The 20,125-nt window shown below is 73.2% G+C and carries 14 protein-coding genes and 1 pseudogene; 5 read left to right on the top strand and 10 right to left on the bottom strand.

All coding sequences use genetic code 11. The features are described 5' to 3' along the window. Positions 1-96: pseudogene (locus ACFU9E_RS10220) on the bottom strand (electron transfer flavoprotein subunit beta); the annotation flags it as partial. Between the two features lie 371 nt (positions 97-467). Here ACFU9E_RS10220 and ACFU9E_RS10215 point away from each other — a divergent pair. Then, on the top strand, positions 468-1,814 hold the full coding sequence (locus ACFU9E_RS10215) for a hypothetical protein (RefSeq protein WP_380690204.1): 1,347 nt from the start codon (positions 468-470) through the stop codon (positions 1,812-1,814). Beyond that, entirely contained in the window at positions 1,811-2,371 is a 561-nt protein-coding gene (locus ACFU9E_RS10210) for a hypothetical protein (protein WP_380714891.1), read from the top strand. The genes ACFU9E_RS10215 and ACFU9E_RS10210 overlap by 4 nt, the downstream gene beginning before the upstream one ends. Positions 2,372-2,655: 284 nt before the next feature. Here ACFU9E_RS10210 and ACFU9E_RS10205 read toward each other — a convergent pair whose 3' ends face one another. Next, positions 2,656-4,635, bottom strand: coding sequence for an ATP-binding protein (locus ACFU9E_RS10205; protein ID WP_380687891.1), 1,980 nt, complete (start codon positions 4,633-4,635; stop codon positions 2,656-2,658). Between the two features lie 530 nt (positions 4,636-5,165). Between ACFU9E_RS10205 and ACFU9E_RS10200 the strand changes: the two genes are divergently transcribed. Further along, complete coding sequence (locus ACFU9E_RS10200) at positions 5,166-8,219, top strand: BTAD domain-containing putative transcriptional regulator (protein ID WP_380687893.1); 3,054 nt, start codon at positions 5,166-5,168, stop codon at positions 8,217-8,219. A gap of 273 nt (positions 8,220-8,492) precedes the next feature. On the opposite strand, the gene ACFU9E_RS10195 is transcribed toward ACFU9E_RS10200, so the two are convergent. The 3 genes from ACFU9E_RS10195 to ACFU9E_RS10185 form a co-directional block, all read right to left on the bottom strand. Further along, positions 8,493-9,293: a family 1 encapsulin nanocompartment shell protein gene (locus ACFU9E_RS10195; RefSeq protein WP_380689056.1), complete on the bottom strand. Its 801-nt coding sequence runs from the start codon at positions 9,291-9,293 to the stop codon at positions 8,493-8,495. After that, on the bottom strand, positions 9,290-10,327 hold the full coding sequence (locus ACFU9E_RS10190; RefSeq protein ID WP_380689058.1) for a Dyp-type peroxidase: 1,038 nt from the start codon (positions 10,325-10,327) through the stop codon (positions 9,290-9,292). The genes ACFU9E_RS10195 and ACFU9E_RS10190 overlap by 4 nt, the downstream gene beginning before the upstream one ends. Before the next feature lie 198 nt (positions 10,328-10,525). Continuing rightward, positions 10,526-11,863, bottom strand: a complete 1,338-nt coding sequence (locus tag ACFU9E_RS10185) for an MFS transporter (RefSeq protein WP_380689062.1) — start codon at positions 11,861-11,863, stop codon at positions 10,526-10,528. 260 nt (positions 11,864-12,123) lie between these two features. Here ACFU9E_RS10185 and ACFU9E_RS10180 point away from each other — a divergent pair, with 260 nt between their 5' ends. Beyond that, positions 12,124-12,543, top strand: coding sequence for a winged helix-turn-helix transcriptional regulator (locus ACFU9E_RS10180; protein WP_380689060.1), 420 nt, complete (start codon positions 12,124-12,126; stop codon positions 12,541-12,543). A 99-nt stretch (positions 12,544-12,642) separates the two neighbouring features. On the opposite strand, the gene ACFU9E_RS10175 is transcribed toward ACFU9E_RS10180, so the two are convergent. The 4 genes from ACFU9E_RS10175 to ACFU9E_RS10160 all read right to left on the bottom strand — a co-directional run bounded on the left by ACFU9E_RS10175 (position 12,643) and on the right by ACFU9E_RS10160 (position 16,414). After that, positions 12,643-13,281, bottom strand: coding sequence for an FMN reductase (locus ACFU9E_RS10175; RefSeq protein ID WP_380686891.1), 639 nt, complete (start codon positions 13,279-13,281; stop codon positions 12,643-12,645). Beyond that, positions 13,278-14,402, bottom strand: a complete 1,125-nt coding sequence (locus ACFU9E_RS10170) for an LLM class flavin-dependent oxidoreductase (RefSeq protein ID WP_380686889.1) — start codon at positions 14,400-14,402, stop codon at positions 13,278-13,280. Before ACFU9E_RS10170 ends, ACFU9E_RS10175 begins: the two co-directional genes overlap by 4 nt. A gap of 59 nt (positions 14,403-14,461) precedes the next feature. Then, on the bottom strand, positions 14,462-15,709 hold the full coding sequence (locus ACFU9E_RS10165) for an MFS transporter (RefSeq protein WP_380686887.1): 1,248 nt from the start codon (positions 15,707-15,709) through the stop codon (positions 14,462-14,464). A 108-nt stretch (positions 15,710-15,817) separates the two neighbouring features. Next, positions 15,818-16,414: a TetR/AcrR family transcriptional regulator gene (locus ACFU9E_RS10160; RefSeq protein WP_380686885.1), complete on the bottom strand. Its 597-nt coding sequence runs from the start codon at positions 16,412-16,414 to the stop codon at positions 15,818-15,820. 147 nt (positions 16,415-16,561) lie between these two features. Here ACFU9E_RS10160 and ACFU9E_RS10155 point away from each other — a divergent pair, with 147 nt between their 5' ends. Continuing rightward, positions 16,562-17,347 (top strand): PP2C family protein-serine/threonine phosphatase, encoded by a 786-nt coding sequence (locus ACFU9E_RS10155; RefSeq protein WP_380686883.1) that lies wholly within the window; start codon positions 16,562-16,564, stop codon positions 17,345-17,347. A gap of 74 nt (positions 17,348-17,421) precedes the next feature. On the opposite strand, the gene ACFU9E_RS10150 is transcribed toward ACFU9E_RS10155, so the two are convergent. After that, complete coding sequence (locus ACFU9E_RS10150) at positions 17,422-19,950, bottom strand: collagenase (RefSeq protein ID WP_380686893.1); 2,529 nt, start codon at positions 19,948-19,950, stop codon at positions 17,422-17,424. Positions 19,951-20,125 lie beyond the last annotated feature (175 nt).

The following is a 20,125-nucleotide window of genomic DNA, read 5'->3' as shown; positions in this document are numbered from 1 at the left end:
CACGCCCTCCCGGTCGGTGGTGTGATCGTCCGAGAAACGACGGTCACCCGTCGCGTCCGGCACGTACTTCACACAGACAACGATCCTCAAGCTCATGAGCGGTTCTCCTGGTACGGGTGCACTGGTCGGATGCACTGGTCCACGGCCTCGGCCACGGCGAGGGTACTGAGTGCCAGAACGGCCCTTGACCGGATCTGGCCCGTCGACTCTCCGCGACAGCCTGCGAGGCTCTCCCGAGAGAATACGGCACTCAGTACCCCTCGTAAAGGAACTCAGTACCCTTCTCGGCCGTCCGGGGCTCCGGGACGTGGGACGGGCAGTGGGGACGGGGGCGCCGCAAGGTTTGTGCAAGACCGGCCAGGACCCGTCATGGAACCGTCATGGAATCCGCCAGACCACCCGGGCACACACCCGCCGGGGCCGCCGAGACCCGGGGCCCCGGTCCGGGATCAAGGAGGGGGAACGACATGACCTTGGTGCACGGGGAAGTCGACGAAGTCAACCACGGGGAACGGTCCGACGGGGCCGTCGCGATCAACGGGAGCGACAGGACCGGCGGGGGCGCGGCGCGCCCGGGACGTCCGTGGGCCACGCTCACCGACTGCAAGGAGGTGCTGGTCGTCGTCCACTCGATGGTCTACGGCCAGCGGCTGCAGGACATCTATCCGCTGCTCGCCGCGGACCTGCGGGTGCACGTCCAGTTCACGGTGGCGCCGCACGCGTTCAACGGGGGCGCGGCGGCCCACCTCCGGCGGCTCGGGGGCACGGTGCTGCCCTGGGCGGAGGCCGTCCGGCGGGAGTTCGACCTGGTGCTGGCCGCCGGTTCGCAGGGCCTGGAGCGGCTGCGCGGACCGCTGGTCCGGCTGCCGCACGGGGCCGGGCACATCAAGCTGTCCCCGGCGGGGGCCGGGGCCGGACGCACGGTGGCCGGGCTGGGACCCGAGTACGTCACCTGGCACGGTCGCCTGGTGCCCGCCGCCTACGCGCTCGCCCACGAGGACGAGCGCGCCGAACTCGGCCGCGGCTGCCCCGAGGCGCTGCCGATCACCGAGGTGGTCGGCGACGGCTGCTACGACCGGATCGCCGCCGCGCTCCCCGACCGCGCGCGCTACCGCGCCGCGCTCGGACTGCGGCCCGGCGAACGGCTGGTGCTGGTCTGCTCCACCTGGGGCAGCGGCTCGCTGTTCACCCGGCTCGACGCCGTCCTGCCGCGGCTGGCCGCCGAACTGCCCCGGCACGGCTACCGCACCGCGCTGCTGGTCCACCCCAACGTGGCCGCCGCGCACGGCCCGTGGGCGGTCCGGTCGTGGGCGACGGCCACCGCGCGCGGGGCGGTCACGGTGCTCGCGCCCGAGGAGGACTGGCGCCCGCTGCTGGTCGCCGCCGACTTCGTCATCGGCGACCACGGCTCGGTCACCCTCTACGGCACCATGACCCGCGCGCCGATCCTGCTCGCCGAGTACCCGCACCGGGACGTCAACCCGCGCTCGCCCGGGGCGCTGCTGGCCCGCACCGCCCCGGCGCTCAGCCCCTCCCACCCGCTCACCGCCCAACTCGACTACGCCGCCGAGCAGTACCGGCGGGAGGAGTACGCGGCGATCGCGGCGCGGATCAGCTCCCAGCCGGGCTGCTTCGACCGGCGGATGCGGCGGCTGCTCTACCGCGTCCTCGGTCTGGGCGAACCCGCCCACCTGCCAGAGCCGCCCGCACTGCCGCTGCCCGCCCCGCTGTGGCCGGCGGGTGACGGGGTCGGGCGGGCCGGGTGGACCGGACACGCCGGGTGGGCCGACCGGGCCGGACGGGAGGACGGGTGACCGCGCTGCACACCGTGCGGCTCGCCCCGGCCGACGGCCCCGCGCCGTCGGCCGGGGCTCCCGGCACGCACTTCGAGGCCCGCATCCACTCCCCCGCCGGGGTCTGCCACGGACAGCTCGCCAGCCGGCTGCCGGCCGGCCGGTCCGGCGGGCCGCTGACCCGCGCGTTCGTCGACGAGCACCTGGCGCTCGACCTCGCCGACCCCGACGCCGCCCGCTGGCGCCACCACGCCGACGTGCTCCACCTCGGTGCCGCCGCCCCCGGACCGGCCCGCCTACGGCTCGCCGCCGTCCTGCGGGCCCACCCCGGCTGCGCGGTCGCCACCGCCGACGGCGAGGACGGCACGCTGCTCGTCCTCGCCCGGACGGGCGGACGCCTGGTGCTCCGGCCCCGACCGGGGAGCAGCGGCCCGCCCTCGGCCGCACAGCGGCTGGCCGTCGGCTCGCTCGCGCACACCTGGCTCGCCGCCGGCCGCACCCTCGCCGAGATCACCACCCTGACCGCCTCCGCCTACACCTCCCACCCCGCCTGCCCGGGCTGCCCCCTGGCCGGCTGAAGCGGCCCGCCGTCCCGCCCCCTCGGGGTGGGACGGCGGGACCGGCCGCCCATTGCCCCGAGCGTGCGGGCCGGGGGGACAGCGGCGCTTCGCCGGCGCCACGGCTGCCACCCGACAGCCCGTACGGAACCCCAGCCCCACACCGACCGGACCCGACAACCGGCCGCCGCCGTCCGATCGCCCGGCACCTCACCAGGTGCTGGCAGGGGCGAAACCGACCGAGCGGGCGGACATCACCCGACGGCCGTGGCGCGACGCCCCCGGCGACCGACCTCGACCGTGCCCTACGGCTCCCCCGGCGGGGTGCCGAGGGCGGCGAGGGCGGCGAGGGCGGCGGTGAGGCGGGTGGCGTCGGGGGCGGAGAGGGCCTCGTAACGGGCGAGGGACTCGCCGTAGCGGGCGGCCGCTCCGGTGAGGTCGCCGCGTGCGCGGGCGAGGTCGCCGGTGAGTTCGAGGACCCGGGCCTCCCAGTGGCGGGCGCGTCCGGTGCGGAACTCGGCGAGCGCCTCCGCGTAGCACCGATCGGCCTGGTCGTGGGCGCCGAGGGCCGCGTGGGCCTGGCCGAGGAAGGCGAGCGCCCGGGCCGCCTCGTACGCGGCGGGGACGGCGACCAGGTCGCGGTGGGCGTCGGTGATGACGGGGACGGCCTCGGCGGGGCGGCCGTCCGCGAGCAGGACGTCGCCGAGCGCCAGCCGGGCGAGCGCGGTGCCGCGCGGGTCGCCCCCGGCTTCCCTCAGATCGGCCGTGCGGCGCAGGCACTCGGCCGCCTCGGCGAGGCGTCCCGCCGGGCGGTGGGTCTGACTCAGGCCGTAGAGGGCGTCGGCCTCGGCGAGCGGCCGACCGGTGGCGCGGGCCAGTTGGAGGGCCTCGGCGAACCAGGTGGCGGCCTCCTCCCCCTGGCCCGCGTTGCGCAGGCCGGTGCCGCCGGAGGTGAGCATCCGCAGCAGGCCCTCGTGGTCGCCGGCCTCGCGGGCGGCGGTGCGGCCGATCCGGTGGGCGTCGATCCACAGCCGGGCCGGGCGCAGTCGCAGGAACAGCGGCCACATGGCGTCGACCAGTTGCCAGGCGGTGGCGGCCCGGCCGGTGGCGGCGGCCCAGCGGACGGCGTCGGCGAGTCGGCCGGTCTCCGCGTCCAGCCAGTGGACGGCCGCCGGCTCGTCCTCGAACTCCCGGACACTGGGCACCGGTTGGGCCGCGTAGTCGCGGCGCAGGGTGCGGTGGCTGGGGCTCAGCAGCGCCTCGGCGGCGGTGGCGGTGGCGAGGTACCAGTCGAGGACGCGGTCGACGGCGGCCCGCCCCTCCGACTGCTCGCGCACCTCGTCGGCGCGCGCCCGGGCGTGCAGCTTCACCAGGTCGTGGAAGCGGAAGCCGTTCTCCATCTCCTCCAGTAGGTGGACGTCGATGAGTCCGCCGAGCAGCCGGTCGGCCTCGGCCGCTTCCAGGGCGCCGACCGCGCAGACCACGTCGAGGGTGAAGACGGGGAACGGCAGCAGGCCGAGCAGCCGGTAGAGCCGGACCGTGTCCGCCCCGAGCACCTCGAAGGACGCGTCCAGGGCGTGTCGCACGGCTTCCCCTTCGATGTCGAGCGCGGCGAGACCCTCGGACTCCTGGTGGAGCGCCTCGGCGGTGGCGGCGAGCGGCTGGACGGGGCGGGCGGCGATCCGGGCGGCGGCCAGGCAGACGGCGAGCGGCAGCCGGCCGCAGCGCTCCACCACCTCGGTGGCGGCGTCCAGTTCGCGGTTCACCCGCTCGGCGCCGACCCGTTGGGCGAGCAGTTGCACCGAGGCGTCGTCGGACAGCACGTCGACCGGCCGGAACACGGCGCCGTCTATGCCGAGCCCGGTGAGCCGGCGGCGACTGGTGACCACGACCACGGCGTGCTCCGAGCCCGGCAGCAGCGGGCGGACCTGGGCGGCGGTGGAGGCGTTGTCGAGCAGGACGGCGATCCGGCGTTCGGCGGCGAGCGAGCGCCAGAGCGCGGCGCCCTCGGCGAGGCTGCGCGGCACGGGCGCGATGCCGAAGGCACGCAGGAAGCCGCCGAGCGTCTCGGCGGGGTCGGCGGGGCCGCCCGGGGCGTGACCGCGCAGGTCGGCGTAGAGCTGGCCGTCCGGGAAGCGGCCGGCGAGGCGGCGCAGCCACTGGGCGGCGAGGGCGGTCTTGCCCACCCCGGCCGGGCCGGTGACCACCACGGTGACGTCGGCCGCGCCGTCCGGGGCTTCCTCCAACTCGCGGTCCAGGGCGGCGAGATCGTCATCCCTGCCCACCAACCATCTTGGTGTCGGGGGAAGTTGGCGCGGGACGGGCAGTGCGGGTGGGGCGGGGGGCGCGGCGGCCTGGCCGTAGACGGTGAGGTGATGGATCTCCCCGGCCTGGACGACCGAGCCGCCGACCCGGGTGTCGGAGACCGAGTTGCTTGTCCCGGGCCCCGGTTGGTGCGGTCCTTGGGTGCCGTCCCCCTCCCTCATCGGCCGCTCCCGCCGGGCCGCCGTTGCCGAACTCCCGGTACTCCGAACCGATCCGGCTCCACTGGTTCCCCCTACCCGTAGAACGATGGACAGAAGTGACGGGAGCGGCCGGTGTGACCGGTCAATCGGCCGCACCCCCATATCACATGAGGCTCTTCCGGACTGAGTTATGTGTCAATAACGCCTTGCCGCACAGAAGGGTGCGGTATGGATGTCTCCCCCGGAATCGTGGGATGCTCCCTGCACGGCAAGCTGGTAGCCAACCGGCGGGGGGCGTCGCAATGGAGTTCCACCTTCTGGGTTCGGTTGAACTTTCGGTGAACGGCGAGTTGTCGGCAATACCCTCGGACCAGGGGCGACGGCTGCTGGCCGCCCTGGCACTGGACGTCGGCCGCCCGCTCAACCACGAGACGCTGGCCAACCGACTGTGGGACGAGGAGCCCCCGCCCAGCGCGGTGGCCAGCATCTACACCCTCGTCTCTCGCATGCGGAAACAGTTGCGAAAGGCCGTCGCCGACGAGGGTCTCGGCACGTCCCGCGACTCCCCGGACATCAAGGGCCGATCGCACACATATACGCTTCATGCCGATCGTCAATTGATCGACTATTGGCGCTTCGTCGACCTCTCCCGCCATGCCCGCCAACTCGCCGAGAACGGCGAGGACATCCAGGCCCGGACCGTCCTGGGCCGGGCGGAGGAAATCTGGCGCGGCGAACCGCTCGCGGGACTGCCCGGCAGCTGGGCCCAGTCCACCCGCGCCACGATGGCCGACCAGCGCCTCGCCACCACCCTGCTGCGGATCGAGATCGACCTCCGGCTCGGCCGCTTCGGCGAGACCGTCCCCGAACTCACCGCCCTGCGCGAGGAACGCCCCACCGACGAACGGGTCGCGGCCCACCTGCTGGTCGCCCTGCACGGCGCGGGCCGTCCGGCGGAGGCGCTCGCCGTCTACCCGATCATCGTCCGCCGGCTGCGCGCCGACCTCGGCACCGGGCCCGGCGAGGCCCTGACCCGGCTGCACGAGCGGGTGCTGGCCGGGGACCCGCTCACCGCGCCGGCCGGCCGCACGTCCGCCACCGTGCGCCCCTCCCCCGCCCCGCGCGCCGGCGCGACACCGCCCGCGTCCTCCGGGCGCCGCCTGATCGGCCGCCGGGACGACCTGCGGCGCCTGCTCGGGGGCTCCGAGGAGGCGGCCGAGCACGGCGGCGTGGTGACCGTCTCGGCGATCCTCGGCATGGCGGGGGTCGGCAAGACCACCCTCGCCCTGCACGCCGCCCACCTGATGCGCGGCCGCTTCCCCGAGGGGTACGTCCACCTCAACCTCGGCGCCCACACCGTGAATCAGAGCCCGCTCTCGCCACAGGCGGTCGCCACCGCGCTGCTGCGCCGGCTCGGGGTGCCGGCCACCACCATCCCGCTCGACAACGAGGAACTGTTCGCCCTCTGCGCCGAGGTGCTCGCCACCCGGCGCGCGGTCGTCGTCCTCGACGACGCCGCCGCCGCGGCCCAGCTGCGGCCGCTGCTGCCGCCGGTGCCGGCCGCGCTGATCCTCGTCACGAGCCGCCGGCGGCTCGCCGAACTCCCGGGCTCCAGACCGGTCTTCCTGGACATCCTCTCGGTGGACGACGCGGTCGCGCTGTTCACCTCGGTGGTCGGGCGGGAACGCGCCGACGACCGGAGCCGGATCGTCGAGATCGTCGACCGCTGCGGACTGCTGCCGCTCGCCATCGAGATCGCCGCCAGCCGGTTCAAGGCCCGGCCGTCCTGGACCCTGGGGCACCTCGCGCTGCGGCTCTCCCGCAAGACCGGCCGGCTCGCCGAGATCCGGCACGACACGGAGAGCGTCGCCCGCGCCTTCGAGATGTCCTACCGGTCGCTGCCGGCCGATCAGCAGGAGGCCTTCCGGCTGCTCGGCGCCCACCCCGGACCGGACATCGGCCTGCACGCGGCGGCGGCACTGCTCGGCCGCCCGGTCGACGAGACGGACCACCTGCTGGAGGCTTTGCTGCACTGCCACCTCTTGCAGGAGAATTCACCCGAAAGGTATCAACTCCACGACCTGCTCCGGGAATACGCGCTCGCCCTGATGCGCGACGAAGGCGCCGAGGAAGAGGCCGACGCCGCACTGCGGCGACTGCTCGGATTCATGCTGCACGCGGCCGACCAGGCGGACCGGCTCCTGTATCCGCGCCGTTCACGTCTTCCACTCCCGACGTTCAGTCAATTACCGGGAATGGAAACGTTGTTGTACGATCTTGACCTGGATTCGCATGAGTCGGCACGGGACTGGCTGGACACCGAACAGGCCGCCCTGACCACCCTCGCCTCCCACGCCCGCGCCACCGGCCACCCCGAGGCCGCCGCCTGGCTGGCCCACGTCCTGGCCGGCCGCCTGGACGCCCAGGCCTACTGGAGCGAGGCCCACGACCTGCACCGGGCCGCCGCCGAGTACTGGCGTTCGGTGGCGAACGACCGCCGCGAGGCCCGCGCCCTGATCGACCTCGGCGCCACCCTCGCCAACGCCTCCCGCTACCCCGCCGCCTTCGAGTCCCTCGACCGCGCCCTCACCCTCGCCCGCACCGAACAGGACGCGGACGCCACGGCGGAGGCCCTGAGCCTGCTGGGAAGCCTGCTGTGGCACCAGAGCTCCCTGCCCGAGGCCCTGGCACACCAGGAGGAGGCACTGCGGATCCGAAGAGAGAGCGGCGACCTCTGGAACACCGCACGCTGCCTCGCCAACATCGGCACCGTGGAGAGCTCCCTGGGAAATCGGGAAAAAGCGCTGGCCGCCTATGAAGCGGCCCTGCCGCTGGCCGTACGATTCCGGGACCGGACGCTCGAATTCAGAATCCGGAACAATCTCGGGGATCTCCACCTGGGAATCAATGACCGCTCGGCCGCGCGCGCATATTTCGAACGCGTACTCAATATCGCGGACGATTCGACCCCGCCGTTCGACCTGGCCGTGGCGCGCGTGAACCTGGCGGCCTCCCTTCCCCCCGAGCAGTTCGACCGGGCCGTCACCCTGTACCGGTCGGCACTGGCGACGTTCCGCGCGACCGGGAGCATCCGGCACGAGGCGCATGCCCTGAACAGCCTGGCCGGCGCGCTCGTGACCACCGGCTGCGCGACCGAGGCACGCGACCAGTACGCGATAGCCAGGGAGTTGGCCCGATCGGTCGGAGCGGCCCGTGAGGAGACCACCGCCCTGCGCGGCCTCGCGGACTGCGAACTGACCCTCGGCGCTGCGGACCGGGCCGTCGCGCTGCTGAGCGAAGCGGTCGCACTCGCGGACCACATCAAGGCCGCCGACGAGGCCGCACTGGCTCGCCGGGCACTCGCACGGGCCTGCTCCGCAAACGAAGGATCCAGTGCAAACTAGTATGTTTATCATTCCACCATCTACGAACTCAAGGCCGATTTGTTCCAGCGCATCCGAGCTGCTTAACTGCTCGCGCAAGAGATCGACTTAGTGACTACCGTAGGAATGCGTGGTTCGACTTGTTCAAGATGATCATCGCAGCTGCCCTTCCGCTCGTCCTCGCCGCCGGTTTCGACGGGACATCGATCGCGGGCATCGCCATCTGGTGCTGAAGGCCGGAACAGCGGCGCGGGGCCGGTGCGGTTCGCACCGGCCCCGCCGTCCTTGGTGGGGTCAGCTCGCGGTGAGGGGGACGGCGGCTTCGGGGGTGTGGAGGCGGGCCGTCAAGCTCTCCTGGAGGTACAGGGCGATGCTGTCGGGGGTGTGGGAGAGGTAGCCGACGCTGACGTCCTGGCCGAGGTGGAGTTCGAAGTCGCCGCCTCGGGTGGAGAGGAGGAGGGCGCCTTCGAGGGCGGGGGCCCAGATGAGTTCGCCGTCGAGGAGGCGGGCGATGTGACTGGCGACGGGGTAGCCGTGGTCCGAGGTCTCGTTGACGGCGGTGTAGGCGTCGGCGCCGAGGAGGAGGGCGTAGGGGCCGCCCACTCCGGCCAGCCGGAGGGTGGTGAGGGCCCTGCTCACGGCCTCCGGGTATTCGCGGACGTCGGCGGGGAGCGGGACGGCGGGGTTGGTGGCGGCCGTGCGGATGCCCTCGATGGCGGCGGCGGGGTAGCCGTCGAAGACGGCGCGGTCCTCGGTGAGGGCGAGGGTGCGGGCGGCCGCCTTGACCGGGCCCCAGTCGCTGTCCCGGGAGCCGCGTTCGACGTCGTCCACGGCGGAGCGGTCGACCGAGAAGGGCACCCGGAGTTCGACGAGCGGCCGCACCTCGCGGGCGTGGGCCTGGACGCCCGGGTTGGGCGGCTCGATCGCGGTGAGGTGGCCGGTGCCGACCGCGGCGAGGGTGGGGCCGTCGGGGCCGCTGAGGTCGACGACCCGGCGGCCCGCCAGGTGGAGCTTGAAGGTCTGCCGGGCCTCCTCCTCGATCTCCGCCCAGGCCGCGGCGGAGACGGGGGCGAGTTCGCGGTGCAGGTTGTTCATGACGCGGGGATGCCTTTCAGGCTGCCGATGGCGAGGGAGCCGTCGGAGGAGGGGGCGGCGGCGGACGAGGGAACGCGGGCGGTTGCGGCGGAGGCCACGGAGACGGCGGCCGGCGCGGGCGGCGGGTCGTCCAGGAAGTCGGCGGTCGGGACGTGGAACAGGGTTCCGGTGGCCGCCACGGAGAAGTCGAGCAGGCGGTCGTGGGCGCCCGGCGGGCGGCCGACGAACATGTTCTCCAGCATCTCCTCGGTCACCGCCGGCGTGCGCGAGTAGCCGATGAAGTACGTCCCGAACTCCCCTCCCCCGCCGAACGAGCCGAACGCCATGTTGAAGCGCATGATCTGCCGCTGCTCGCCGTCCGGACCGGTGACGGTGGTCAGCGCGACGTGCGAGTCGGCGGGTTTGACGTCGTCGGCGAGCTCGATGTCGGTCAGCTTGGTGCGGCCGACCGCGCGCTCCTGCGCCTCGACCGGGAGGCGGTTCCAGGCGTCCAGGTCGTGCAGGTACTTCTGGACGATCACATAGCTGCCGCCCGCGAACTCCGGATCCTCGTCGCCGATCAGGACGGCGGCCGCCGCCGCCCCGCCCTCCGGGTTCTCGGTGCCGTCGACGAAGCCCAGCAGGTCGCGGTCGTCGAAGTAGCGGAAGCCGTGGACGGAGTCGACCACGGTGGCGGCGCCGGCGAGGCGCCCGGTGAGCTGGCCGGCAAGTTCGAAGCAGAGGTCCATCCGGCCGGCACGGAGGTGGAACAGCAGGTCACCGGGGGTGGCCGGGGCACGGTGGCGGGCGCCGGAGACCTCCCGGAAAGGGTGCAGCTCGGCCGGGCGGGGGCCGTCGAAGAGCCGGTCCCAGGCATCCGAGCCGATGCCGGTGACACAGCTGAGACCGGCGTCGGGGGCGCGGAAGCCGACCGCGCGGCGCAGGCCCGCGAGGTCGGGCAGCAGGGACCGGACGGCGGGTTCGCCGCCGGGGTCGATGGTGAGGACGAGGAAGATCGCGGCGGTGGTGAGCGGGGTGAGGACGGGCTGCGGCATCGGCGGACTCCGGTCTCCGGGGTCTGATCATCCGTACGATTACACCCCAGAGCGGACATTTCGGCGCGGTCGGCGGGCCGAGGAGGGGAACGGGGACGGCCCCTCACCGGAAGGCTCCGGTGAGGGGCTTGACGGGACGGGGAGGAGAGGAGGGGGGAAGGGAAGCCGCGCGGGGACAGGACGCGGTGGCGCGGACGATCAGGCCGGGGTGCGGTCGCGGCGCACGCCGAGCGCGGTGACGACGGCGCCGAGGGCGACCGCCGCGACCGGGACCACCAGGGCCACCCGGAAGGCGTCCAGCCCGGAGCGCCCGGCGCCGGTGGCGGCCAGGTGCACGGCGGTGACCGCGGAGAGGCCGAGCGCCGCGCCGAACTGGAAGGCGGTGTTGAGCAGCCCGCCGGCCAGCCCCTGCTCCTCCTCGGCGACGCCGTCGGTGGCGGCGATGGTCAGCGGCCCGTAGGCGAGGGCGAAGGCCAGACCGGCGAGGATCATGGTCGGGAACATCATCGGGTAGCTCCAGTGCGGGCCGACCGGCAGGAACAGCGCGTAGGACACCGTCGCCAGGCAGAAGCCGCCGAGGATCACCCGGACGAGGCCGAACCGTTCCACCAGCCGGGGCGTGAGGGTCGGCGCGAGCACCGCGTCCACCCCGACGGCGAGCAGCGCCAGGCCGGTCTGCAGCGGGGTCCAGCCGCGCAGGTCCTGCAGGTAGAGGGTGACGGTGAACTGGAAGCCGAAGAAGGAGCCGGCGAACAGCAGCGCGCCGAGGTTGGCGCGCAGCAGCGGGCCGGAACGCAGCAGGCCGAGGCGGACCAGCGGGGCGGCGGAGCGCCGCTCGACGGCGGCGAAGGCGGCCAGCAGGGCCAGGCCGCCGGCCAGTTCGGCGAGCGTCCAACCTGCGGCGCCCGGTTCCCCGATCCGCACCACCGTGTGGACCAGCAGCAGCGCGGCCCCGGTGACGGTGGCCGCGCCGGCCAGGTCGAAGCGCTCGCCGGGGCGGCGGGCGGGCGCCTGGTCGCGCGGGAGCAGCGGCAGGGCGGTGAGCAGCAGGGCGCCGGCGAGCAGGACCGGGGCGAAGAAGACCCAGCGCCAGCTGATCGTGGTGAGCAGGCCGCCGGCGACCAGGCCGAGCGAGAAGCCGGCGGCGGCGGTGCCCGCGTAGAGCAGCAGGGCGCGGTTGCGGCGGGGACCCTCGGCGAAGGCGGTGGTGATGATCGCCAGACCGGCGGGGGTCATGAAGGCGGCCGCGAGGCCGGTGGCGAAGCGGGCCAGGATGAGCACCCAGGGGGCGCCGGCGAGGCCGCCGAGACCGGAGAAGAGGACGAAGACGGTGAGCCAGAACAGGAACATCCGGCGTCGTCCGAGCAGGTCGGCGGTGCGGCCGCCGAGCAGCATGAAGCCGCCGTAGCCGAGCACGTAGGCGCTCAGCACCCAGCTGAGCGAGCCGGTGTCCATGCCGAGGTCGGCGCGGATCGAGGGGAGCGCGACATTGAGCATGGCGACGTCGATGCCCTCCAGGAAGATCGCGCCGCACAGGACGAGGAGGACGGCGGTCTCCCGGCCGGTGAGGCGCGCGGAGGCCTTCGGGGGCGAGGACGGCGAGGACGGCGAGGGCGACGGGGGCGGGGCGGCGGAAGTGCGGGCGGGCGTGCCGGTTTCGGGCACGGCTGAGGACGCGGACACGGAGGTCTCCTGGGAGTGCGCGGGGAGGCGGGGACACCGGACGGGGCGGTTCCCCTTCGGCCGGTCTGTTCCCTCTTGTAACCACCGGCCATCCTGAGGCAGCATCAGGAGCTGTGGAAGAAGGCACTTTGAAGTCACCGACGCACTGCGCGGATACCGGCGGCGACTACGACGTGTTCCAGTGGGACACCCGGGAGGACTGCGAGGTGCGGCAGATCCTCGACCGGATCGCCGACAAGTGGTCGCTGCTGGTGATCGCGCTGCTGGACCGCGGCTCGCTGCGCTTCACCGAGCTGCGGCGCGAGATCGACGGGGTCAGCCAGCGGATGCTGACCGTCACGCTGCGGCAGCTGGAGCGGGACGGCCTGGTCGAGCGCACGGTGCACCCGGTGGTGCCGCCGCGGGTGGACTACGCGCTGACGCCGCTGGGGCGGACGCTGCACGAGACCGTCCGCTCGCTGATCGCCTGGACCGAGACGCACCAGCACGAGATCGCGGCGGCCCGCGCCTCGTACGACGCCCGGGTGAGCTGAACCCACGGCGACGCGCACGACGACGCACGACAACGCACGACGACGAGGGGCGGGCCCGGTCTCCCGGGCCCGCCCCTCGTCATGCATCCACCGCCGCCGTCAGACCCGCAGGGCCGCCAGCTGCTCGGCGAACGGCACCACGGTCTCCTCCGGCTCCCCGCCGTCCGCCGCCGGCCCGCTGGGGGCGCGGCCGGCGAGCAGCCCGGCGAGTTCGCCGGCGGCCCGCTCGATCCGGCCCGGGAGCCCGTCGGTGAGCCGGTCGCCCGTGCTGCCCCAGTCGTCGGTGGCCGCGTAGACCGAGGTCGGGACGACCACCGAGCGCAGGTAGCTGAAGAGCGGCCGGACGGCGTGCTCCAGCGCCAGCGAGTGCCGGGGCGTGCCTCCGGTGGCCGCGATCAGCACCGGCTTGCCGGTGAGCGCGTCGGGGTCGAGCACGTCGAAGAACGACTTGAACAGCCCGCTGTAGGAGGCCGCGAAGATCGGCGTCACGGTGATCAGCCCGTCGGCCCGGGTGACCGCCTCGATCGCCTCGCGCAGCGCGGGGCCGGGGAAGCCGGTGACGAAGTTGTTCGCGATCTCCGTAGCGAGGTCGCGCAGTTCGACCACCGTGACGTCCGCCTCCCGCCCGTCGAGGGCGAGCCGGCGCACCGTCGACTCGGCCAGCCGGTCCGCGAGCAGGCGCGTCGAGGACGGCTTGCTCAGTCCGGCGCTGATCACCACCAGCCGGTACGCGGTCACTTGGTCGCCTCCGTGTTCTCCTCGGTGTTCTGCTCCTGCTCCCGGCGGACGCGGTCGGCCGCGACCAGCGAGGCGTGGGTCGGCGCGTCCGGGACCTCGGCCGGGCGGCCCTTGGCGAACTCCTCGCGCAGCACCGGCACGACCTCCTCGCCGAGCAGGTCCAGCTGCTCCAGCACGGTCTTCAGCGGCAGGCCGGCGTGGTCCATCAGGAACAGCTGGCGCTGGTAGTCGCCGAAGGTCTCGCGGAAGGTCAGGGTCTTCTCGATGACCTCCTGCGGGCTGCCGACGGTGAGCGGGGTCTCCGCGGTGAACTCCTCCAGCGACGGCCCGTGTCCGTACACCGGCGCGTTGTCGAAGTAGGGGCGGAACTCGCGCACCGCGTCCTGCGAGTTCCTGCGCATGAACACCTGGCCGCCGAGGCCGACGATGGCCTGCTCGGGGGTGCCGTGCCCGTAGTGGGCGTAGCGCTCGCGGTAGAGGTTGATCAGCTTCTTGAAGTGCTCCTTGGGCCAGAAGATGTTGTTCGCGAAGAAGCCGTCACCGTAGTAGGCGGCCTGCTCGGCGATCTCCGGGCTGCGGATCGAGCCGTGCCAGACGAACGGCGGGATGCCGTCGAGCGGGCGCGGGGTGGCGGTGAAGGACTGCAGCGGGGTGCGGAAGCGGCCCGACCAGTCCACCACGTCCTCGCGCCACAGCTGGTGCAGCAGCGCGTAGTTCTCGATCGCGAGCGGGATGCCCTGGCGGATGTCCTTGCCGAACCACGGGTAGACCGGACCGGTGTTGCCGCGGCCCATCATGAGGTCCACCCGGCCCTCGGCGAGGTGCTGGAGCACCGCGTAGTCCTCGGCGATCTTCACCGGGTCGTTGGTGGTGATCAGCGTGGTCGAGGTGGAGAGGATGATGCGCTCGGTCTGCGCGGCGATGTAGCCGAGCAGGGTGGTCGGCGAGGACGGCACGAACGGCGGGTTGTGGTGCTCGCCGGTCGCGAAGACGTCCAGGCCGACCTCCTCCGCCTTGCGGGCGATGGCCACCGTGGCCTTGATCCGCTCGTGCTCGGTCGGGGTGCGGCCGGTCGTCGGGTCGGGGGTGACATCGCCGACGGTGAAGATTCCGAACTGCATGTTGCTCACCACACTCCAGGTTGAATCCCGCAGGTGAAACCTGGTTCAGGATCCGATCGTCAAAGTTTCAACCACTTTAGCATCCGCCACCCGGGTGTTATTCCCCTCCGCGCCCGGCCCCTGTTCCGAGGCCGCACTGTGCCCGGAACCGCCGGAACCGCCGGAACCGCGCGACGGGCGTGCAGCGCGTCCGGGAGCAGGGTCAGCAGGCCGGCGACGGCCAGCGCCACCCCCAGCCAGAGGGCGGCGCGCAGGCCCCGGGCGTCGATGGCGAGCCCGCCGAGCAGGGAACTGAGGAGGACGCCCAGCGTGATGAAGGAGTTGTGGAGGGTGTTCACCAGCGGACGGGCGTTGCCGATCCGCTGGACCCGCGAGGCCATCGCCGGGTTCATGGTGACGCCGACCAGGCCGACGCCGAGCAGCAGGCCGACCGCCGGCACCCGGAGCTGGGCGAAGAGCGCGAGACCGGCCAGGAAGGCCGTGTTCAGCGCCAGACCGACGGCGAGCACCGGCAGCGCGTACCGGTCGGCGAGCCGGCCGACCACGGTGTTGCCGACCACGGTCGCCGCACCGTAGGCGACGAGCAGCAGCGGAACGGAGCCGGCCGAGAAGCCGGTGATCTCGGTCAGGACCGGGTTGACGTAGCTGAACAGCGAGAAGGTGGCGCCGATGATCAGGGTGCTGGTGACGAACGCCAGCCAGAGCCGCCCGTTGCGCAGCACGCCGAACTCCGCGCGCAGCGAGCCGCCGCCCTCGGCGTGGTCGGCGTCCGGCACCCCGGCCAGGGTGGCCAGCGCGACCGCCACGGTGAGCACGGCCACCGCCCAGAACGCCGCCCGCCAGCCGAGGTGCTCCCCGACGACGGTGGCCAGCGGCAGGCCGAGCAGGGTGCCGAGCATCAGGCCGTTCATCAGCACGGCGATCGAGCGGCCGCGCAGCTCGGGGCGGGCGAGCTGGGCGCAGAGCGAGATCGAGATGCCGAAGAAGGCCTGCGCGGCGATCCCGCTGACCACCCGGGCGGCCAGCATCACCGGATAGCCGGAGGCGGTCGCGGCGAGCAGGTTGCCGACCAGGAAGATCGCGAACAGCAGCGTCAGCGCCCGCTTCTGGCGCATGCGCAGGAGCGAGACGGTGAGGAAGGGGCCGCCGAGGCACATCGCGGCGGAAAAGGCGGTGATCAGGTAGCCGATCTGCGGGACCGTCGCGTCGAGGCCCTCCGCCAGCTGCGGCATCAGCCCGGCGACGGCGAACTCACTGGTCACCATCGCGAAGATGCCGAGGGCGAGGACGTACACGGCAGGTGGCATGGAAGTGCTCCCCCGGTAGTTTTGGATTGATCGGTTCAAAATTTGGGCAGGCGAAGGCAGGAGGACGGGCGAGGGAACGGACGGGCGGCGGGGCGAGCGGCTCGCGGCTCAGGGCGTGAGCGCGTCCATCGCGGTGGCCGCGACGGCCTCGACGGCGGCCCGGTCGGCCCCGCCCTTGGCGGCGACCCGCATCCCGGCGATCATCGCGTTCACGAACCGGGCCAGCTCGCCCGCCCCGCGGCGCCCGGCGATCTCACCGGCACGCTGCCCGGCGCCGATCGCGGCCTCCAGTGCGGCGAGCCGCACCTCCTGGTCCCGGGCCAGCGCCGCGGCCGCCTCCGGGTCGCGCCCGGCCGGCTCGACGACGGTGTTCACGGTCAGGCAGCCGACGCTGCGCCCGTCCGGGCGGTACGCGAACTCCCCGTCGACGACCCGGGCGAGCAGCAGCCGGATCCGCTCCAGCGGGGGCCGTTCCACGTCCTCCAGCAACGCGACCTGCGGGACGGTCATCAGCTCGTTGTAGCGGTCCAGCGACCTCCTGAAGAGGTCGCGCTTGCTGCTGAACGTGTTGTAGATGCTGCTCCGCCCGAGGCCGGTCGCCTCACAGAGGTCCTGGGTGGAGGTGGCCTCGTAGCCGTTCGCCCAGAACGCCCGCATCGCCGCGTCCAGCGCCCGGTCCTCGTCGAAGGTGCGCGGTCTCGCCATGGCAGCACCGTAGCTGTTTTGGATCGCTCGGTGCAATACCGCGCCGCCCCCGCTCCCGTCCCGCTCCCCCGGCCGGCACGGCGGCGGCGCGGGACAATGGGAGGAGCCGGAAGCGGCCGGCCGGAGCACCCGAAGGGCGGCGAACCGATGGCGGCGTACATCGCGGTGAGCGCGCTGAGCCACGAGGGGCTGGTGCGCGAGCAGAACGAGGACAGCCTCACCGTCGGGCCGTGGACGCTCTGCGCGACCGTCACCAGCAACCCGCAGACCCTGCTCTTCCCGCTCGGCCCGCCCTGCGTGGTCGCGGTCGCCGACGGGCTCGGCGGTCACCCCGGCGGCGAGATCGCCAGCGCCCTGGTCGCCCGGCGGCTGGCCGCGAGCGGACCGGCGCTCGACGGCGAGGAGAGCGTCCGCGAAGCCCTCCAGGACTGCAACCAGGACGTGTACGCGGCGGCCGGTGGGGATCCCGGGCTGGCCGCGATGGGCACCACGGTGGCGGGCCTGGTGCTGCTGGAGGAGCGGGCCGTGGTCTTCAACGTCGGCGACAGCCGCGTCTACCGCATCGGCGGGGGCGGCGGTGAGGACGACGGCGAGGACGCGCTGCGCCGGGTCAGCGTGGACGACAGCCCGCCGCTGCCGCCCGGACGGCGCACCACCTCGGTGGTCACCCAGACCCTCGGCGGCTCGCTCGGGCTGACCTTCGTCGAGCCGCACGTCCGCAGCGCGCCGCTGGCCGTCGGCGACCGGTACCTGGTGTGCAGCGACGGGCTGACCGACCCGGTGCCGGACGAGGAGCTCTCGGCGCTGCTCGCCCGCCCACCGGAGGAGGGCGAACGGGCCGACGGACGGGCGGCGTTCGAGCTCTGGAAGGCCGCGATCGAGGCCGGCGGGCCGGACAACATCACGCTCGCGCTGGTGCGGATCGCGGCGTAGCCGTGGCGACGCGGGAGGGCCCCGGCGGTTCGCCGCCGGGGCCCTCGTTCAGTGCTGGTCGGTCAACTCCTCGGTCAGTACTCGGCCTTGACGGTCGCGCCGGAGAAGCCCTGCTGGGCGTAGAGGCTCAGGAAGACGTAGCCGGCCGGCGGGTTGGTGATGGTCAGGGTCTCGCTGTTGTCGGCGTTGGTGGACTTGGCCGTGTAGGCGTTGGTGTACGCCCAGCCGCCGCCGTTGTAGTAGAGGTCGGCGTTGCCGGTGCCGCCCGCGCTGGTGAGCTTGAGCTGCGTCACCCCGGCCGGCAGGAACAGGTAGAAGTGCGCGTAGTTGCCGGTGGTCGCCGCCACACTGGTCCGCCCGCAGTTGCGGTCCAGCTGACGGGTGTCGGTGCCGGTGCACTCGCCCCCGGAGCCGGATCCGACGGTGACGTCCTGGCGGGTGCTCGCGGTGGCGCCCTTGTCGTCGGTCACCGTGAGCGTGACGGTGAAGGTGCCGGCCTTGGCGTACGTCTTGGCCGGGTTGGCCGCGGTGTCGGTGGTGCCGTCACCGAAGTCCCAGACGCGGGAGGCGATCGTGCCGTCCGGGTCGGTCGAGCGGTCGGTGAAGTTCACCGACTGGCCGGAGACCGCGGTGGTGAAGGCGGCGGTCGGCGGCTGGTTGCCGGGCGGGTTGGTGCTGCCGCCGCAGGCGCCGCCGGCGCAGGCGGTCAGCCAGCTGTCGAAGTCCGCGTCGTAGCGGGTGCCGATGGTGGTCTTGAGGATGGTGCGGGCGCCGTCCCAGTCGCCGACGCGGTACTTGGCGAGCACCGCGTCCAGGTCGGAGCGGTGCTGCTCCAGCATGTAGCGGACGGCCAGGTAGCCCCAGCGGTAGACGCGGTCCTGGTCACCGTACACGGTGTCGAAGAGGTCGGAGAGCCGGTAGGTGTGGCGGCCGGCGGCGGCGATCGCACCGTCGTTGGTCGCCTTGCGGTACCCGTACGAGACGTACTCGGCGAAGCCCTCGACCCACCAGACGGTCGGGGTGGTCATGCCGGCGTCGAAGTCGCCGTACATGTCGAACCGGCCGTCGAGGTAGTGGGTGTACTCGTGGTTGAGGTTCCAGATCTGGAAGTCCGGGCGGGCCCAGTCGGCCTCGTAGGCCAGGAAGCGCGGCTGGTTGCCGGCCTCGTTCGGCTTGCCCTCCAGGTACATGCCGCCGTTGTTGGTGTCGATCTTGTAGATGCCGGCCGCGAACACGGCGTAGTCGAAGCGCGAGTGGAAGACCACGACCTCGATGGTGGTGTTGCGGTCGTCCGCGACCGGGCCGTTGTCCTTGGCCACGGAGTGGAAGTAGGCGTCCTGTCCGGTGAGGCTGGAGCAGGTGGTGGCGAGCTGGCCGGAGTCCAGCGCCTGGGCGAGGATCCGGATGCTCGGGCTGCAAGTGGAGTCGACCGTCAGGACGGCCGACTTGAGTCGGGCCGGGGCGTCGCAGGTGCCGTAGGAGGAGCAGTTCCCGGTGTCGTAGGCGTCGGTCATCTCGGCGACGGCGGCCCACTCGTAGGAGGTGCGGCCGCTCGGCGAGGACTGGTCGGCCAGGCCCTTCAGCAGCGGGCGGACCTTGGGCTGCAGGGCGGTGTACTGCACGAAGCGGCCCAGCTCGCGGGTCGCGTTGTAGACCAGGAAGGTGTAGTCGCCGCCGAGCAGCGCGCTGTTGGCGGTGGCGAAGGTGTAGACCGCGTCGAGCACGCTCGGATCGGCCTGCACCGCCTCGACGAAGCCCTTCGTCTGGTGGCCGCGCCACAGCACGGTGAACACGCTGTTGAGCGCGTTGCCCATGTTCACGGGGTTGTGGGTGGCGGCGTCGTACGCGCCCAACAGGCGCTTGACCACCGGCAGGTAGCGGACGTTCTCCTGCGCGCTGTCGATCAGGGTGATCGCCTCCCCGAGCGTGCCCGCGTTGGCGGCGGAGACGTCACGGGAGTGCGCGCTGTTGAAGAAGGAGTCCAGCGCGCCGCGGATCGAGGTCTGCAGGGCGGTGCCGTAGGTGCCCACGTCGGAGGCGTGGTACCACTGCACGTAGTAGCCGGCCCGCAGGAACAGCACCAGCTGGGCGGTGGAAGTGGAGTTGTCACCCGGGTAGTTGGCGGCGTTGTCGCGCAGGGCGTCCGCCACCGTGACCATCTGGGACTCGCGGAACGTCGCGCTCGCGTCCCCACCGGTCAGCAGGAACAGGTCGTTGACGCAGCCGAGGTCGGCCGACGTGACCGCCTGCACCAGGGCGGCGCCGGTGCGGCTGAAGTCCGGGATGTTGCAGGCCTGTTCGCCGAGAGCCATGGGGGCGCTCTCGCCGAAGGACTTGGCCAGCTCGGCCTTCCGCTGGGCCTTCTGTTCCGGCTTCGACAGGGTCTTGGTGCGGGCCGGGTCCGCGGTGGAGAAGGGGGCGCGGTCGCGGGCCGCCGCCGGCTTCTCCGCGCCGGGGGTGTCCGGCGCGCCTCCGATCGCGGGCTGCGGGGCCAGGCCGGCGGGTCCGGCCGAGGTGGCGGGCGAGCCGGCGCCGGGCTTCACCGAGACCGGGACGGGGGCGGCCTGGGCGCGCGGGGCGAACAGTCCGACCGCCACGAACATCGCGACGACGAGCGTCAACAGCCTCGCGACATGCGGGTGTTGGTACAAAGGGCGTGCGGTTCTCACGTGGGGGCCTCCGGGCCTTCGTCGGCCGCGTGGGGGCGCGGCCGGGTGGGGTGGTGAGGACCGTTGCAGGGGCACCGTTGGGGCGATGCCCTCGAACATCGGTGGGGGT

Origin of the sequence: Kitasatospora sp. NPDC057595 (assembly GCF_042800875.1) — a bacterium.
Taxonomy (GTDB): domain Bacteria; phylum Actinomycetota; class Actinomycetes; order Streptomycetales; family Streptomycetaceae; genus Kitasatospora.
Note: the sequence above shows the minus strand (reverse complement) of the source record. Positions and strands in the feature narration are given on the sequence as shown.

Excerpts from the sequence above, each read along its gene's own strand:
- ACFU9E_RS10160 (WP_380686885.1), bottom strand. The coding sequence starts at position 16,414 with ATGGCGAGACCGCGCACCTTCGACGAGGACCGGGCGCTGGACGCGGCG.
- ACFU9E_RS10155 (WP_380686883.1), top strand. The coding sequence starts at position 16,562 with ATGGCGGCGTACATCGCGGTGAGCGCGCTGAGCCACGAGGGGCTGGTG.
- ACFU9E_RS10165 (WP_380686887.1), bottom strand. The coding sequence starts at position 15,709 with ATGCCACCTGCCGTGTACGTCCTCGCCCTCGGCATCTTCGCGATGGTG.
- ACFU9E_RS10195 (WP_380689056.1), bottom strand. The coding sequence starts at position 9,293 with ATGAACAACCTGCACCGCGAACTCGCCCCCGTCTCCGCCGCGGCCTGG.
- ACFU9E_RS10150 (WP_380686893.1), bottom strand. The coding sequence starts at position 19,950 with ATGTTCGTGGCGGTCGGACTGTTCGCCCCGCGCGCCCAGGCCGCCCCC.
- ACFU9E_RS10170 (WP_380686889.1), bottom strand. The coding sequence starts at position 14,402 with ATGCAGTTCGGAATCTTCACCGTCGGCGATGTCACCCCCGACCCGACG.
- ACFU9E_RS10215 (WP_380690204.1), top strand. The coding sequence starts at position 468 with ATGACCTTGGTGCACGGGGAAGTCGACGAAGTCAACCACGGGGAACGG.
- ACFU9E_RS10190 (WP_380689058.1), bottom strand. The coding sequence starts at position 10,327 with ATGCCGCAGCCCGTCCTCACCCCGCTCACCACCGCCGCGATCTTCCTC.